Genomic DNA, 16333 nt, shown 5'->3' on the forward strand with positions numbered 1-16333 from the left:
GCGATTCAGTTTTTGCGACGTGAAGATCAGGTCAACGCCGGCTCGGCCAGACGGAGAAGATCGTCCGCCTCCGCCGCAGCCGCCGCGAACCGATCATTGTCGGCACGCAGACGCGTGATCTCGAACTCCAGCGCCTGAACCCTGGAACGCAGTCGGGTGACCTCGTCGAGCAGACGCCGGTCGGGCGCTGCACCTACGTGGCCGTAGAGGGCCTTCGCCATGCTGACTCCTTGATATGCGCTGCCGGAAAGGCCGGCCAAACGCGCGCCCATTTGTACGCGGCTGTCATTCCAGGCTGCATCTGGGCATGACCGGGCGCGACTGGCGACACCTATATATTGAGCCGCAAACCCCCCTTCGTCAAGTTCTCGCAGGCCGTAGATCATCTCCACGTCGACCTGTCCACTTGCCGGGGGGCTGCCGCAAGGCACGGACACTCTCTGTCCGGACACCTTTACTGTACGCCCGGATCCGCGGAAGTCAGCACCCTCGTGTCCCACTTCCCCTTAACTCTTTCTTAGCCACGTTGCCGCAGCTCGTAGGCGCGCCGTAGCGTCAGCCCGGCCCGCAACCGACCCGTGGAGGCATAGGCGTGTACGGCTGGACCGATCCGATGGACCCCAACGGCGCCCCCCGGCGCGCCGGAGGGCCGACCGACGAGCCGGCCTGGCTGCACGACCGCCCGGAACCCCGCTCGGCCTATCTCTTCGGCGACGAACCCGGCCAGCCGGGCGACGAGTGGCACCGGGAGCAGCCCGCCGACGGCCGGCGACCGGACCCGGCGATCCCCGCCGAGGAGGCCGACGCCCGCACCGCCGCCTGGGGGGCCCACCAGCCGGACGGCGAGACCCACGGTTGGGGCGACAGCCGCCCGGCCCAGGACACCACCGGCGGACGGCGCGCCGAGGCGCCCGGCGGCTGGCACACCGACACCGACCCGGAGACCACCGACGGCTGGCACGGCACCGCCGAGACCAGCCGGCCCGGCGAGGGACGGCACCGCTCCCCCCGCCGCTGGCGCCGGCCACTGATGATCGGAGGGGCCGCCGCGGCCGCCACCCTCGTGGTGAGCTTCGGCGTCGGCGCGCTCACCCTGCCCGGCGGTGACGACGGGGCCGCTCAGCCGACGGCCGTCGACGACTCCTTCGCCACGTCGGCCGCGCCCACCGAAGAGCCGGCGCTGGACACCCTCGCCGCACCCTCTCCGTCGACCATCCCCACCCCGGCTTCTCCGAGCCCGTCACCAACCAAGGTCGTCAAGCCCACGCCGGCGTCGTCGCGGAGCACCGCCGCGTCGCGCCGCAGCGTCCAGCGCAGCACCGCACCGAGCAACACCGGCAGCTCCACCGGCTCCAACGGCACCAGCGGCACCGTCAGCGCCCAGGCCCGCGAGGTGGTGGACCTGGTCAACGCCGAGCGGGCCAAGGCCGGCTGCAAGGCGCTGAGCATCAACACCAAGCTGATGACGGCCGCCCAGCGGCACAGCCAGGACCAGGCCGACAACAAGAACATGTCGCACACCGGCAGCGACGGCAGCAACGCCGGCACCCGGCTGGACCGGGTCGGCTACACCTGGCGTACGTACGGCGAGAACGTGGCCTGGAACCAGCAGACCCCGGCCGCGGTGATGGACGCGTGGATGAACAGCTCCGGTCACAAGGCCAACATCCTGAACTGCGCGTTCACCGAGATCGGCGTCGGCATCGCCAACAGCAACGGGCCGTACTGGACGCAGGTCTTCGCGGCGCCGCGCTGACCGCGCGTCGTTCCCGCCCCCGCGCTCGTTGACCCGGTGAGGTACGTCGGGCCGGAGCGTGGGGGCCGCGTACCGGTGCGGGCGGCGACCGGCCGCCCGGGACCCGGGAGCTGCCGATGCGGATCCGGCCGCGGCGACGCGTCGCCGTACGCCCAGTGCGCCGCGTCCTGTCCGCCAGCGTCGCACTCGTGCTGGTCGTGCCGGCGTACGGGTGCCGGCCCGCGCTGACCCCGCCCGGGGCTCCCACCGCGTGGCCGGCGGCGCAGGCCCGGCACTGGCAGTGGCAGTGGCAGCTCAGCGGCCCGCTCGACCCGGCCGTGGACGCCCACGTCTTCCTGCTCGACCCGGTGGCCACCACCACCGCGCAGACCGCCGACCTGCGCTCCCGGGACCGCCGGCTGATCTGCCAGGTGAACGTGGGATCGGTCCGCTCCGACGACCCGGACGCCAGCCGGTTTCCCGAGGTCGTCCGGGGTGCGGCCGGGCGTCGACCCGACAGCCGGTGGCTGGACGTCCGGAGTTGGGACGCACTCCGTCCGGTGCTGACCGACCGCTTCCGGCTCTGCCGGGGCAAGGGCTTCGGCGCGGTGGCGCTCTTCGACGCCGACGGGTACGCGGCGCGCTCCGGCTTTGCGCTCGACTTCGACGACCAACTGCTGTTCAACCGCCGGCTGGCCGAGCTGGCCCGCTCGCTGAGCCTCTCCCCGGGGCTGGTCAACGACGTGCCACAGCTCGCCGCGCTGGCCCCGGACTTCGACTTCGCTGTCAACGAGGAGTGTGTCCGGCTGGCCCAGTGCGCCAAACTGCTGCCGTTCAGCGACGCCGGCAAGCCGGTCTTCCACGTCGAGTACACCGGCTCGACCGACGACTTCTGTGTCACCACCGTCGGCTACGGCTTCGCGTCCATCCGAAAGGACCGCACCCTCGACGCATCCCGCGAACCCTGCCCCCTCCCCTAACCCGTCCCCACCCCCCACCCCACCCCGCGCCCCGCGCCCGCCCCCGCCCCCGCCCCCGCCCCCGCCCCCGCCCCCGCGATCTTGCACTTTCTGTTGCCGATTTGCCGGGTTGGCCCCGCTTCGCCGCGACAGAAACTGCAAGATCGACGGGCTGAAGGGCGGGGGCGGCGCGGGGCGAGGGCGAGGGGCGGGGGCGCGGGGCGGGGCGGGGCGGCGCGGGGCGGGGGCGAGGGGCGGGGGCGGGGGCGCGGGGCGGGGCGGGGGGTTAGGGCACTGGGACCAGCTTCGGGGCGGAGGACGGCGGGTCGGTGGGGGCGGGTGTCGGGCGGGGGCGCAGGAACCGCGGGGCCCACCAGTTGGCGTCGCCGAGCATGGTCATCAACGCCGGCAGCACCACGCCCCGGATGATGGTGGCGTCCAGCAGGATGGCCGCCGCCAGACCGATGCCGAGCTGTTTCATGTCGATCGTGCTCAGCGTCGCGAAGATCGAGAAGACTCCGACCATCACGATCGCCGCGCTGGTCACCACCCCGGCCGACGAGGTGATCCCGTACGACACGGCGTCGCGGTTGGGCAGGCCGGACCGGACGCCCTCGCGGATCCGACTGACCACGAAGACGTGGTAGTCCATCGAGAGGCCGAAGAGCACCACGAACAGGAACAGCGGCAGCCAGGACACGATCGCGCCCATCGAGGTGAAGCCGAGCAGTCCCTGCGCCCACTCGCCCTGGAAGATCAGCACCAGCAGGCCGTACGCGGCACCGGCGGACAGCAGGTTCAGCGCGATCGAGCTTGCCGCGATCACCACCGACCGGAAGGTAAACGTCATGACCAGGAAGGTCAGCACCAGCACGAAGCCCATGACCAGCGGCAACTTGTCCCGGACGTGCTGGGCGTAGTCCTCGCTGTCGGCGACGCTCCCGCCCACCGCGTACTCGATGCCGGGGATGCCCCGCAGTTCGGCCGGGACCAGGTCCCCGCGCAGCTTCTCCAACGACTGCACCGAGCGATCGTCCCGACTGGCGTACGGGGTGGGGACGTCCAGCACCGAGACCCGCCGGTCGGCCGACACCTCGATCTTCGGGCCGTCCGCCTCGGCGGGGGCGAACAGCGGGTCACCGGCCGCCCGGGTGGACAGGCCGGTGAGGGCGGCGCGTACCCGATCGGCCTGGTCGGCGGGCGCCCGGACGGCCACCACGTGATTGGTGCCGGCGCTCGGGAAGGCGGCGGTGAGCCGGTCGTACGCCTGCATTGCCGGAGTCGTGCGCGGCAGGTCCTCCATGCCGGGGAACTTCAGCTTCATTCCGAGCGCCGGCGCGGCCAGCGCGAGCAGCAGCCCGACCGAGATGATGAGCGTCGCCACCGGCGCGCGCAGCGCGGGCCGGAGCACCGCCGGCCACAGCCGGGGCGCGCGGGGCTCGCCGTGCCGACCGGTACGCGGCGCGGTCAGTCGCCAGAGCAGCGGCACCCGGGGCCGGTCCACCCAACGGCCGAGTCGGGCCAGCAGAGCGGGCAGGACGGTCAGTGAACCGGTCACCGCGACGGCCACCACGAGGATCGAGCCGATGGCGAGGGACGAGAAGACGACGTCGCCGGCGAGCAGCAGCCCGGCCATCGAGATGATGACCGCGAAGCCGGAGACCACGACGGCGTGCCCGGAGGTCTCCGCGGCGATCTCCACCGCGTCCAGACCGGACCGACCCTTGGCGCGTTCCTCCCGCTCTCGACGGATGTAGAACAGCGAGTAGTCGACGCCGACCGCCATGCCGATCAGCAGGATCACCGGCGCCGTGGTGTCGGTGGCCGGCACCAGGTGCGAGGCGAGAGTGGACAGACCCATCGCGGCGGCGACCGAGGAGAGGGCCAGCAGCACCGGCACGCTCGCCGCGATCAGCGCGCCGAACGCGATGATCAGGATCGCCAGGGTGACCGGCAGGCTGAGCAGCTCGGCGCGCTTGAAGTCCTTGCCCAGGGTGTCGTCGAGGGCCTGACCGATCGACGGTCCGCCGACCTGCTCGACGCGAAGCCCGGGGTGCGCGGCCTGCACGGAGGCGGTGGCGTCCCGCAACGGCTGCACCCGCTCCGAGGCCGTCTCCGGGTCACTCGACATGGTGATCGGCAGCAGCAGCGCCGAGCCGTCCCGCGCGGTGACCGGCTGGCCCACCCCGGCAACCCCGGTGACCGTACGCAGCCGGGCCGCCGCGTCGTCGGCCGCCGACTTCGCCGCCGCCGGGTCCAACGCGCCATCCCGGGAGGTGATCAGGACGTTGTCCACGGCCGGGTCGTCGAAGTCAGCGGCGTCGATGATCAGGCCGGCCCGCCCCGCCTCGCCGATCGCCTGGTCACCGCTGGTGGCCTCGTTGAGTCCGGCGGCGTTGCCGCCGACGAAGCACACCGCCACGAACACGGCCCACAGTGCGATCGCCCGCCACGGGTGCTCGGCGCTCCACCGCGCCAGCCGCACCGTCACCGGTCTTCTGCCCATCTCGGGTCCCCCTGTCACGTCAACCCCCTGTCAACGGTGCTGACGCTAGGTGCGTGACGAGGCGGTCACATCGGGGATCGACCTGGGCCCACCCTGGAACCAGCGGACCGGGCGCGGGGGTACGTTCGCCGGACATCGGCCCGCGATTCGGACGTACACCGGGGGCCTGCCCCGAGCGACAGGCCGCGACCCGCCGGCATCGCCCCGAGCCGGCTCCGGGTCATCCCCGAAGGGAACCCCGGGGCCGTGGCTGACAGTGCGGGCAACTGTACGAGGACCGGTTCATGAACGCCTCGCGGCGGATCGGGGCGCCACACCGACGGCACGGCTCGCCCTCGCGGCCGTAGGCGTTGAGGGCCCGGTCGAAGTAGCCACTCTCACCGTTGACGTTGACGTAGAGGGCATCGAAGCTGGTGCCGCCCTCGCTGATCGCCTCGGCCAGTACGTCGCGGACGTGGCCGAGCAGACGCTGCGCGGCCGGGCCGGTCAACGCGTCGGTGGGTCGGCCGCCGTGCAGCTTGGCGCGCCAGAGTGCCTCGTCGGCGTAGATGTTGCCCACCCCGGAGATCAGGGTCTGGTCGAGCAGCGCGCGCTTCACCTCGGTGTGCCGCCGGCGCAGCGCCGCGACGAACGCCTCGTCGGAGAACTCCGGGTCCATCGGGTCCCGGGCGATGTGCGCGATCTCGTCGGGCAACTCGGCGCCGCCCTCGCTCACCGAGAGCCCGCCGAACGTGCGCTGGTCGACGAAGCGCAGCTCCGGGCCGTCGTCGCTGAACCGGAACCGGACCCGAAGGTGGGTCTCGTCCGTCGTTCCGGGTGGCTGGAGCAGCAGCTGACCCGACATGCCGAGGTGCCCGACGATCGCGTCACCGCTGTCCAGTGGCAGCCACAGGTACTTGCCGCGACGGCGGGCGTCCAGCACCGTCCGGCCGGCGAGCACATCGGCGAAGTGCACGTCGCCGGGAGCGTGCCGGCGGACCGCACGCGGATGGCGAACCTCGACCGAGGCGATCCGGCGGCCGACGACCCACTGGGCCACCCCCTGCCGGACGGTCTCCACCTCGGGCAGCTCAGGCACGCGGGCGACCCGTCTCGTGGCCGTCGGCGCCCCCGGCCGGCAGCGCCTGCGCCAGGTGGTCGGCCTGCTCGGCCTGCGCCGCCCGCTCGGCGCTCTCCAGCGGCCCGAACGGCTCGGCCCGGTCGGCCGAGTCGTCCCGGTCGACCGGCTGGTCCTGACGATCGTCGCCGTTCTGACCACCCTGACCGCCGTCGCGGTTCTGGCCGTTCTGGCCGCCGTCGCCGTTCTGGCCGTTCTGCTCGGCGAGCGTCCGCCAGGCGGCCTCGGCGGCCCGCTGCTCGGCCTCCTTCTTGCTGCGCCCCTCCGCGCCGCCGTACCGGTTGCCGGCAACCACCACCCAGGCGGTGAACGTCTTGAGGTGGTCCGGACCGGTGCCCTCGATCCGGTACTCCGGTACGCCGAGACCGAGCGCCGCCGTCAGCTCCTGAAGACTGGTCTTCCAGTCCAGTGCGGCCCCACGACCGGCCGACTCGGCCATCAGCGGGTCGAAGAGCCGGTGGATGACGATCCCCGTGGTGTCCAGGCCGTACTGGAGGTAGATCGCGCCGAGCAGCGCCTCCAGCGTGTCGGCGAGGATGCTCGCCTTGTCCCGGCCACCGGTCGTCTCCTCACCCTTGCCGAGCAGCAGGTACGCGCCGAGCCCGTCCGGGCCCAGACCACGGGCCACGTCGGCGAGCGCCCGCATGTTGACCACGCTGGCCCGCAGCTTGGCGAGCTGCCCCTCGGGCAGGTCCGGGTGGTTGTGGAACAGCGCCGTGGTGATCACCACGCCGAGCACCGAGTCGCCGAGGAACTCCAGCCGCTCGTTGGTCGGCAGCCCGCCGTTCTCGTACGCGTACGACCGGTGGGTCAACGCGCGCTGGAGCAGCTCGGGTTCCAGGCTCACTCCGAAGGCGGCTTCCAGGTGACCGACGGACGCCCGCCGCCGCTTGTCGTTGCTCATGTGCGTACCTCGGTGTCGGTGGAGCGGTCGGTGCGACCGGTCGCGGCGTCGCGGTCGAGCAACGCGGTGACCAGATCGGTGGCGCGCCGCCGCCACAGGTGGGCGGCGAGAGCTATGCCGGAGGCGACGTCGTCGGCGCGGGCGGACCCGTGACACACGACCACCGTCCCCGCGACGCCCAGCAGGGCCGCCGCGCGGGGCGCGCCGCCCTGGGCAGGTGGGCCGCCGGCCATCGCGTACGCGCCCTCAATGGCCTTGAGCAGCACGTTACCGGTGAAGCCGTCGGTGACGACCACATCGGCGCGCGCGCCGAGGGCCACGTCGTACCCCTCGACCAGGCCGACGTAGCGCGCCCCGCCGGGCAGCGGTTCGACGGCGAGCAGGGGGTCGGTGGCGCGGCGGACCCGGTCGCCCTTGCCGGCCTCGGTGCCGACCGAGAGCAGTCCGACCCGGGGCGCGGCAATCGAGTGGGCCACCGCCGCGTAGGCGGCGCCGAGCACGGCGTGGCGGGCGAGGGTGGCCGGGCGGGGTTCCAGGGAGCCGCCGACGTCGAGCAACACGACCGGCCCCGCCACGGCGGGCAGGGTGGCGGCCAGCGCGGGTTGGCGGATCTCCGGCGAACGGCCGAGGCCGAGTACGGCCGCGGTGACGGTGGCGCCGGTGGCGCCGGCGGAGACCAGGGCGTCGGCGGTCCCGTCCCGGACGGCGGTGACCGCGGCCCGGACGGTGCTCTCGGAGCGGGCGGCGCTGGGATGGTCGGCCATGCCGACGACATCGCGAACGGGCCGCACCGTGATCCGGGCGCGTTGCGCGGGATCGAGGGCAGCGATCAGCTCGTCGGCGACCTCGGTCGGACCGACGAGAAGCAGATGCAGGTCGGGGTCGGCGCGCATGGCCCGCAGAGCGCCGTCAACCACGACGGCGGGAGCGTCGTCCCCGCCGAGGAGGTCAACGGCGATCCGCGCGGCGCCCGGCTCCACCGGAACGCCGGCCGGACTGGGCCGGCCGGCGTCGGAGGGAGCCGGGGCACCGGGCGAATGCCAGGATGCGCGCGCCGCCCGACCTGGGGTCGGGGGCGTCACTCGGCGTCCAGGTCAGACCTCGAGAACCTGGCGGCCGTTGTAGGTGCCGCAGACGGAGCAGGCGGCGTGCGGCAGCTTCGGGGACTTGCACTGCGGGCACGCGACGGTCGCGACCACTGTCGCCTTCCAGTTCGCCCGGCGGGACCGGGTGTTGCTGCGCGACATCTTGCGCTTCGGGACGGCCACGGTTCTTACTCCTCTGTAACGGTCAGTTGCGACAGGCCCGCCCAACGCGGGTCGATCTGCTGGTGACTGTGGTCGGCCGGCAGATCGTCCCAGTGCGCCCCGCATTCGGGGCACAGTCCTGGGCAGTCCTCCCGGCAGAGCGGGTTGGTCGGCAGCGTGAGCACCAACGCGTCCCGCAGCGCCGGCTCCAGGTCGATCAGATCGCCCTGCATCCGGCCCACCTCGTCCTCGTCGGTCGTGGCGTCCGTGGTGCTGTCCTCGTACGCGTACAGCTCCTGGATCGTCACGCCCATCGAGTCGTTGATCTCGCGCAGGCAACGGCCGCACTCACCCCGGACGGGACCGGTGATGGTCCCGGAGACGAGCACGCCCTCGGACACCGACTGCAACCTCAGATCGAGGTCGAGGTCCGCGCCCTCCGGCACGCCGATCAACTCCACACCGAGGTCCGCCGGTGCCGGCACGACCCGCTGGACCTCACGCAACGCGCCAGGGCGACGCGGCAGGTCCCTCGTGTCGAGGACCAGCGGCGACCTGGGGTTGAGTGTCGATGGCGAGTGCTTGGGCATAGTTAGACTCCGGCCGGTGAGAGGCCGACAAAAAAGGTTACCTGGACGACCGCCCGACCGTCGAACCGGGGGCGACGCCCGCCTGAGAAGTCGGCTGGTGAGGTGCCGCTCAGAAGGGTAGCGGGCGTTCCGCCTCATCCCCAGCGAAGGTGCCGATCTCCCGCAGCGCGTGCATCTTGTCCCGGCCGCGCTCTATCGAGGCCAGCGCCCGGGTGAGGAACTGCTCGAAGTTGGCCAGCGCGGTGTCGACGTAGTCGTCGACCTCCTCACGCAGGCGTTGCGCCTCGGCGCGGGCCTCGCCGATGATCCGGGCGCCCTCGTGCTCGGCCGACACGGTGATTTCGTTCACCGAGACCAGGCGGGCGTGTTCTGCCTCACCCTCGCTGATGATCCGGTCCGCCTCGCGCTTGCCGGCGTCCATGATCTTGTCCCGCTCCTCCAGGAGCGCGGCGGCGCGACGCAGGTCGGCGGGGAGATCGGCACGCATCTCATCGAGGGCAGCGATCATCTCACCCCGGTCGACCATGCAGTTGTTGCGCGACATCGGGACGGAGCGGGCCTGCTCCAGGATGGCGATCAGTTCTTCGATGCGATCGAGCGGGTCCACCGGCTACCTCACTCCTGTCGTTCGTCGGCCGACCTCCATGATGCGGGCTACGGCCGTTCCCCGCGCCACCAATCATGTCGTGCCGGCCCCACCACCGCCCCACTCACCCCAACCCGGCGAGTCGCGACATAGTCACCCGCGGCTGCCACCGCGTCGATCGTGCACTTGCCGTCCCGTCAAACCATGCCGAAAGGAGCGATACGGGCACCGTGAGTGCACGGTCGCGAAGGTGGAAGGGAGCCAGGGTCCGTTCAGCGGCGGGGGCCCAGGCGGGCCTGAAGAGCTTCGCGGACCGGGTCGGGGACGTGGGCGGAGATGTCGCCACCCCACTTGGCCACGTCCTTCACCAGGCTCGACGAGAGGAACGAGTAGAGCGGGTTGGTCGGCATGAAAAGCGTCTCGACGCCGGCCAGACCGATGTTCATCTGGGCCATCTGCAACTCGTAGTCGAAGTCGCTGACCGCCCGCAGGCCCTTGATCAGCACACTGGCCTGCTGCGCCCGGCAGAAGTCCACCAGCAGCCCTCGGAACGACTCGACCCGCACGTTGCCGTACGACGAGGTCACCTCGCGGAGCATCTCGATGCGCTCCTCGACGGTGAACAGGCCACTCTTCGACTGATTCACCAGCACACCGACGATCACCTCGTCGAAGAGCCGACTGGCCCGCCCGATGATGTCGAGGTGTCCGTTGGTGACCGGATCGAACGAACCGGGGCACACCGCACGTCTCATGATCGGCGACCGTACCAAAGGGTGGTCTCGCCGTAACGGCGACTGCGCTCGGCGGTGATCCCCTCCACCCAGTCGAACTCCCTGGTGCGGCGGGACCGCTCCACCACCACCAACGCGTCGGGCGCCAGCCAGCCGCCGTCGACCAGCGCGGCCAACAGCGCGGTGATCTCGTCGTCCGGCACTGCGTACGGCGGGTCGGCGAAGACCACGTCGTACGGCCCGTCGTCCGGCCCGGCGGCCAGCACCGTCGCCACCTTGCCGGTGACCAGACGGGCCGCCGGACCCGCCCGGAGGGCCGTCACGTTCTCTCGGATCACCCGGGCCGCCCGCGGATCGGACTCGACCAGCAACACGTGCCGGGCACCTCGGGAGAGCGCCTCCAGCCCGACCGCGCCGGAGCCGGCGTACAGGTCCGCGAAGCGGGCGCCATCGAGATCGACAGCGGCCTGGACGGCACTGAACAGCGCCTCCCGAACCCGGTCCGAGGTGGGTCGGGTGCCGGCTCCGGGTGGCGCGGCGATACGCCGACCACCGAGCGTCCCAGCCACGATCCGGGTCACCGTTTCCTCCTGCTCATGCCCGCGACGCTACGCGATGCGGCGCGGACCCGGTCAGCACGGCACGGATCCGGAAAGCGGGCCGGCCGGCGACGACGAGGGGCACCTGAGCAGCCCCGACGGCACGGGATCCACCGTGGAGCCCGGGCGGGGCGGACCGTCCCCAGTGATCGGACCGACACCTTCGGTATATCAAAGATCACGAATCAACTACATTGCCGGATGGCAATGATCTGAACTCCCCTCATTAACCACCCATCAGTACAGTCTCCCCCTGTCCCCGCTTTCGCCGCGGGAACACCACCGCGTCGCGCGACGCCCCGGTGAGCAGTGACTCCCCGGTCACGATGCCTCCCGGCCTTCCGCCACGCGATCCGTACCCCCCTCACCAGGAGCAGGCGTGAACCCTCCCAAGTCTCCGTTCCGGCGCGTCGCGGCCATCGCCGCGGGCGCGTTGATCGGCATCGCCGGCGTCGGCGTCCTCGCGAGCCCCGCGAGTGCCCACCACCCCGAGCCCTCCGGCACCTACTGCCTGACCTCCGACGGCCAGGTCAAGGTGACCTGGACGGTCGGCAACAGCGAGAACATCAGCGCGAAGATCACCACGCTGAAGTCGACCGTTCCGGCCGACTTCACCGGCGGCCTGGCGCAGGACGCCACTCTGCCGGCGAAGGGCGAGGGTTTCCTGACCGGCACCCAGGCCCACCGCTTCGACCAGAAGCGGCCGACGATCGAGCTGACCGTCGAGGCCCGTTGGGTGCGCGCCGACCGGATCGTGAGCGAGTCGCGGACCGTGGCCGCCGAGCCGAAGGGCACCTGCGCGGCAGAGGCCACGCCGTCGCCCAGCAGCCCGACGCCGACCGCCACTCCGTCGGCGACCCCCAGCCCGACCCCCACTGTCGCCTCGCCGTCGCCGAGCCAGCCTCCGACCCAGAGCCCGACCCCGACTGCCACCCCGGCTCCGGCGGAGCCGGTGGGCTCGGTCGAGTCGACCTGCGACAAGCTGACCTTCACGATCGAGAACCCCGCCGACGGTGAGACCGTCACGCTCACCCTGACCCCGAACAAGGGCGAGGTGAAGACGCTGGTCGTCAAGCCGGGCGAGACCGGTTCCGTCTCCTTCGACGCGACCGAGGGTCTCGTCGTCACTCCGGCGGCCGAGGGCCTCGACGACACCGAGCCGATCGCCTGGGAGAAGCCGGCCGACTGCGCCCCGGGTCAGGGCGGCGGCAAGGACGAGCCGGCTCTGCCGCTGACCGGTGCCGCCACCGGCGGCATCATCGCCGGCGCCGTGGTGCTGCTGGCCGCCGGTGCCGCCCTGTTCGTGGTGGCCCGTCGTCGTCGGGTTCGCTTCACCGCCTGAAACAACCCGCTCTGACAGTTGAGGGCGCGTCGACCACCCGGTCGGCGCGCCCTCAGCCATGTGATGGCCTGCGTGGTCAGCCCTTCTCCAGGTACTCCGCGCGGTCCTCGTCCACCAGTGCGGCCACCGACGCGGCCAGTGCCGGGCTGCGGGCCAGCTCCGGGTCGTCCTCGATCAGGGTGATCGCCTCGGCGCGGGCGTCGCGGATCAGGTCGGCGTCGCGCCGCAGGGACAGCAACCGCAGGTGCGAGCGGTGCCCGGACTGGGTGGCACCCAGCACATCGCCCTCACGGCGTTGCTCCAGATCCAGTTCGGCGAGCTTGAAACCGTCGCTCGTGGACGCCACCGCGTCCAACCGTTCCCGCGCCGACGAACCCTCGGCCGCCTCGCTGACCAGCAGACACAGCCCGGCGGCGGCGCCCCGGCCGACCCGACCCCGCAACTGGTGCAGTTGGGAGACACCGAACCGGTCCGCGTCCAGCACGATCATCACTGTCGCGTTCGGCACGTCCACGCCGACCTCGATCACTGTCGTCGCCACCAGCACGTCCAGGTCACCGGCCGCGAAGGTACGCATCACCGCGTCCTTCTCGTCGGCCGGCAGGCGACCGTGCAACACCCCGATCCGCAGGCCTTGCAGCGGGCCCTCGGCCAGCAGCGGGGCCACTTCGGTCACCGCCAGCGGCGGCCGACGGCCGTTGTCGTCCTCGGCTGGCGGCTCCTCGTCGGACACCGGCCCGTCACCGATTCGTGGGCACACCACGTACGCCTGGTGGCCGGCGGCCACCTCCTCGCGCAGCCGACGCCAGGCCCGATCCAGGTAGGCGGGCTTCTCGGCGGCCGGCACCACGTGCGAGGCAATCGGTGACCGCCCCCGGGGCAGTTGGGAGAGCGTGGAGACCTCCAGGTCGCCGTAGACGGTCATCGCCACGGTGCGCGGGATCGGGGTGGCCGTCATCACCAGCACGTGCGGCGGCTGGTCGGCCTTGGCGCGCAGGGCGTCGCGTTGCTCCACGCCGAAGCGGTGCTGCTCGTCGACCACCACCAGGCCGAGGTCGGCGAAGTCGACCCCCTCGTAGAGCAGGGCGTGGGTGCCGAGCACGATGCCGGCGGCACCGCTGGCCACCTCGCCGAGCGCCCGGCGGCGGGCCGCCGCGCCGAGCGACCCGGTGACCAGCTCGACCCGGGTGGCGTGCTCGGCGGAGCCCAGCTCACCGGCCCGCCCGAGCGGCCCGAGCAGGTCGAGCATGCCGCGGTGGTGCTGGGCGGCCAGCACCTCGGTGGGCGCCAGCAGCGCGGCCTGCCCACCCGCGTCGACCACCTGGAGCATCGCCCGTAGCGCCACCACCGTCTTGCCCGAGCCCACCTCGCCCTGCAACAGGCGGTGCATGGGATGCGGAGTGGCCAGGTCAGCCGCGATCTCCACACCGACCTCCCGCTGACCGGCAGTCAGCTCGTACGGGAGTCGGGCGTCGAAGGCCTCCAAAAGCCCGTCCGGGCGCGCCGGGCGGGGCCGGGCCGGCCAGTCGGCAGCCCGGTGCTTGCGCTGCACCAGGGTCACCTGGACGGCGAAAGCCTCGTCCCACTTGAGGCGCCGCCGCGCCTGGTGCAGCGCCTCCTTGGTGGACGGCCGGTGGATCTCGGTCAGCGCGACGCCCAGCCCGACCAGCTTGCGGCTGGCCCGCACGGCGCTCGGCAGTGGATCGTCCGGCGGGGTGAACGTGTCCAGTACGACGCGCACGCAGCGCGCGATCACCCAGGTCGGCACGGCCGCGGCGGCCGGGTAGACCGGGATCAGCGCCCCGGCGAACTCCTCGATGTCGTCGCTGAGCGCCGCCTCGCCGTCGCCACCCTCACCGAGCAGGACGTACTCCGGGCCGTTGAGCTGCCGTTTGCTGCGGAACTCGGTGACCTTGCCGGCGAACAGACCCCACCGGCCCGGGCGCAGCTCGCGCTCGCGCCACGCCTGGTTGCCGAAGAAGGTCAACGTCAGCACCCCGCCGGAGCCGTCGCCGACGGTCACCTCCAGCAGGTTGCCCCGTCGCTGACGCATCGGGCGCACAGTGGTGCGCTGCACCTGGGCCATGACGGTGACCTGCTCACCGACGTCCAGTGAGCGGATGTCGGTGTGTTCACCGCGCTCGTCGTAGCGACGCGGGAAGTGGTAGACCAGGTCACCCGCTGTGTGCAGGTCGAGGTGCGAGGCCAGCGCCTTCGCTGTCTTGTCCCCGACCAGCTTCTTCAGCGGAGTGTCCACGGTGGCTGGTTCGCTCATTCGATCCCTACCAGGAGCGGATAAAACGGCTGGCCGCCCGGGTACGCGTGCACCTCGACGAACGGCCAGCGTCGCGCGACGTGCGCGCGGACGGCGTCGGTGAGCCCGGCCGGAGCGTCCACCCCGGCCAGCAGGGTGACCATCTCACCGCCACCACCGAGCATCCGGTCGACCACCGCCGCGCAGGTGTCGGTGAGGTCGGTGCCGATCAGGTGCACCTCCCCCTCCACCAGCGCCAGCACGTCACCGGGACGGCACGGGCCGGCGACGGTCAGCGCCTCCCGGCTGGCATGGCAGACCTCGGCGTACCGGCAGGCCCCGGCCGCCTCGGCCATCGCGATGACGTCGTCCTCGAAACGGCGGTCACCGTCGCGGACCGCGAGCGCCGCCAGGGCCTGCACCGGCGAGCGGGTCGGCACCACGCTCACCTTGATGCCGTACCGATGGGCCTCGCGGGCGGCGGCGCTCGCCACCGCCTCGGTGTTGGCGTCGTTGGGCAGCACCACCACCCGGGCCGCGCCGGTGCTGCGGACGGCGTCCAACAACTCACCGGTGGACGGGTTGCCCGGCACGACGGTCGCGCCCTCCGCGGCGAACAGGTCGGCGATGCCGCCACCGGTGGCCACCACCACCGCGGCCCGGCCGGCCACCACCGGACCGGAGGGCGACTCCGGCTGGTCGGCGAAACGGGTGACCGAGATGCGGTACGGCCGGCCGGCGGCGACACCCGCCTCCACCGCCGCGCCCACGTCGTTGACGTGCACGTGCACGTTCCAGGTGCCTTCCGGCTCACGCCCGTCGCCGACGACGACCAGCGAGTCTCCCAGGGCGTCGAGGGCCCGCCGCAACCCGTCGACCGCCTCGGCGCGGGCATCGAGCAGGAACTGCACCTCGTACGCGTACTCGTCCGAACCGGTCTCGCGGGCGACGGTGGCCGCCGGGCGGGCGGAGCGCGGTGCCGGTGCGGGCCGGGCGGCGCTCTCCCCGGTCAGCACCTCGACCAGGGCGTCGAGCAGCACGCAGAGCCCTCGGCCACCGGCGTCGACCACACCCGCGCGGGCCAACGCCGGCAACTGCTCCGGGGTGCGGGCGAGCGCCTCGGCCGCCGCCCGGGCCGCGACGCCGGCCACCGCCGGCAGGTCGTCGCTGTCCGCGCCTTCGGCCGCGGCGGCGGCGGCCGAGATCACGGTGAGCAGGGTGCCCTCGACCGGCCGGGAGACCGCTGTGTACGCGGCGGTGGTGCCGGAGCGCAGCGCGGCGGCGAACTCCCGGCCACGCACCGCCGGCACCCCGGCGACCTGGTCGGCGAGACCACGCAGGATCTGCGAGAGGATCACCCCGGAGTTGCCCCGCGCGCCGAGCAGGGCGCCCTGGGCCATCAGCCGCAGCGCGTGCCCGTGCGCTGTCGGCCCGCTGTGCGGGAGAGTGTCCAGATCCATGGCGAGGGCCTGCTGCGCCGAGGTGAGGGTGAGCACCAGGTTGGTGCCGGTGTCACCGTCGGGCACCGGATAGACGTTGAGCTGGTCGATCTCGCCCTGGTGGCGCTTCAGTGCGGCCAGCCCGCTCGCGCACCAGCGGCGGACCGCGGCGGCGTCGAGGGTGTCCAGCACGGGCAGAAGCCTACTGGCGCGCACCGACACCCGTCGGACTCGTCCGGCGTGTCCTCGCCGGGCCCGGCCGGCGCGGGCCGCAGTCTTTCGCGGGCCCTGGGCGGCGTAGGCCGCGGGCTCTCGCGGGCC

14 protein-coding genes and 1 pseudogene are annotated in these 16333 nt (G+C 72.6%); 3 read left to right on the plus strand and 12 right to left on the minus strand.

What is annotated here, in order from left to right:
• Window positions 1-26: 26 nt before the first annotated feature.
• Window positions 27-221, minus strand: coding sequence for a hypothetical protein (locus tag ACIBEF_RS12125; RefSeq protein ID WP_396793452.1), 195 nt, complete (start codon window positions 219-221; stop codon window positions 27-29).
• 371 nt (window positions 222-592) lie between these two features.
• Here ACIBEF_RS12125 and ACIBEF_RS12130 point away from each other — a divergent pair, with 371 nt between their 5' ends.
• Both ACIBEF_RS12130 and ACIBEF_RS12135 read left to right on the plus strand, forming a co-directional pair.
• The gene (locus ACIBEF_RS12130; protein ID WP_396793454.1) at window positions 593-1756 is read left to right on the plus strand and encodes a CAP domain-containing protein; all 1164 of its coding nucleotides are present in this window, start codon (window positions 593-595) and stop codon (window positions 1754-1756) included.
• Between the two features lie 116 nt (window positions 1757-1872).
• Window positions 1873-2715, plus strand: a complete 843-nt coding sequence (locus tag ACIBEF_RS12135; protein ID WP_396793456.1) for an endo alpha-1,4 polygalactosaminidase — start codon at window positions 1873-1875, stop codon at window positions 2713-2715.
• A 265-nt stretch (window positions 2716-2980) separates the two neighbouring features.
• On the opposite strand, the gene ACIBEF_RS12140 is transcribed toward ACIBEF_RS12135, so the two are convergent.
• From ACIBEF_RS12140 to rsmD, 9 genes and pseudogenes are all read right to left on the minus strand, one after another.
• Window positions 2981-5200, minus strand: a complete 2220-nt coding sequence (locus tag ACIBEF_RS12140) for an MMPL family transporter (RefSeq protein WP_396793458.1) — start codon at window positions 5198-5200, stop codon at window positions 2981-2983.
• A gap of 220 nt (window positions 5201-5420) precedes the next feature.
• Window positions 5421-6278 carry a bifunctional DNA-formamidopyrimidine glycosylase/DNA-(apurinic or apyrimidinic site) lyase gene (gene mutM, locus ACIBEF_RS12145; protein WP_112582008.1) on the minus strand — a complete coding sequence of 286 codons (858 nt, stop codon included), beginning with the start codon at window positions 6276-6278 and terminating at the stop codon, window positions 5421-5423.
• Between the two features lie 202 nt (window positions 6279-6480).
• Window positions 6481-7221: pseudogene (rnc, locus tag ACIBEF_RS12150) on the minus strand (ribonuclease III); the annotation flags it as partial.
• Window positions 7218-8201, minus strand: a complete 984-nt coding sequence (locus tag ACIBEF_RS12155) for a phosphate acyltransferase PlsX (protein ID WP_357362722.1) — start codon at window positions 8199-8201, stop codon at window positions 7218-7220. The pseudogene rnc and the gene ACIBEF_RS12155, both read right to left, overlap by 4 nt.
• A gap of 114 nt (window positions 8202-8315) precedes the next feature.
• Window positions 8316-8489, minus strand: a complete 174-nt coding sequence (gene rpmF, locus ACIBEF_RS12160) for a 50S ribosomal protein L32 (RefSeq protein WP_030335284.1) — start codon at window positions 8487-8489, stop codon at window positions 8316-8318.
• 5 nt (window positions 8490-8494) lie between these two features.
• On the minus strand, window positions 8495-9058 hold the full coding sequence (locus ACIBEF_RS12165) for a DUF177 domain-containing protein (protein WP_110562455.1): 564 nt from the start codon (window positions 9056-9058) through the stop codon (window positions 8495-8497).
• A 109-nt stretch (window positions 9059-9167) separates the two neighbouring features.
• Window positions 9168-9665, minus strand: a complete 498-nt coding sequence (locus tag ACIBEF_RS12170; protein WP_355005267.1) for a hypothetical protein — start codon at window positions 9663-9665, stop codon at window positions 9168-9170.
• A 251-nt stretch (window positions 9666-9916) separates the two neighbouring features.
• Window positions 9917-10399: a pantetheine-phosphate adenylyltransferase gene (gene coaD / locus ACIBEF_RS12175; RefSeq protein WP_030335289.1), complete on the minus strand. Its 483-nt coding sequence runs from the start codon at window positions 10397-10399 to the stop codon at window positions 9917-9919.
• Complete coding sequence (gene rsmD, locus ACIBEF_RS12180) at window positions 10396-10959, minus strand: 16S rRNA (guanine(966)-N(2))-methyltransferase RsmD (RefSeq protein ID WP_396793461.1); 564 nt, start codon at window positions 10957-10959, stop codon at window positions 10396-10398. Before rsmD ends, coaD begins: the two co-directional genes overlap by 4 nt.
• 397 nt (window positions 10960-11356) lie before the next feature.
• Here rsmD and ACIBEF_RS12185 point away from each other — a divergent pair, with 397 nt between their 5' ends.
• Entirely contained in the window at window positions 11357-12319 is a 963-nt protein-coding gene (locus ACIBEF_RS12185; RefSeq protein ID WP_396793463.1) for an LPXTG cell wall anchor domain-containing protein, read from the plus strand.
• A gap of 76 nt (window positions 12320-12395) precedes the next feature.
• Here ACIBEF_RS12185 and recG read toward each other — a convergent pair whose 3' ends face one another.
• Window positions 12396-14594, minus strand: a complete 2199-nt coding sequence (gene recG / locus ACIBEF_RS12190) for an ATP-dependent DNA helicase RecG (RefSeq protein ID WP_396793465.1) — start codon at window positions 14592-14594, stop codon at window positions 12396-12398.
• Window positions 14591-16204 carry a DAK2 domain-containing protein gene (locus tag ACIBEF_RS12195; RefSeq protein WP_396793467.1) on the minus strand — a complete coding sequence of 538 codons (1614 nt, stop codon included), beginning with the start codon at window positions 16202-16204 and terminating at the stop codon, window positions 14591-14593. Before ACIBEF_RS12195 ends, recG begins: the two co-directional genes overlap by 4 nt.
• Window positions 16205-16333 lie beyond the last annotated feature (129 nt).

The sequence above is a fragment of the Micromonospora sp. NPDC050795 genome (assembly GCF_044456785.1).
Lineage (GTDB): Bacteria > Actinomycetota > Actinomycetes > Mycobacteriales > Micromonosporaceae > Micromonospora.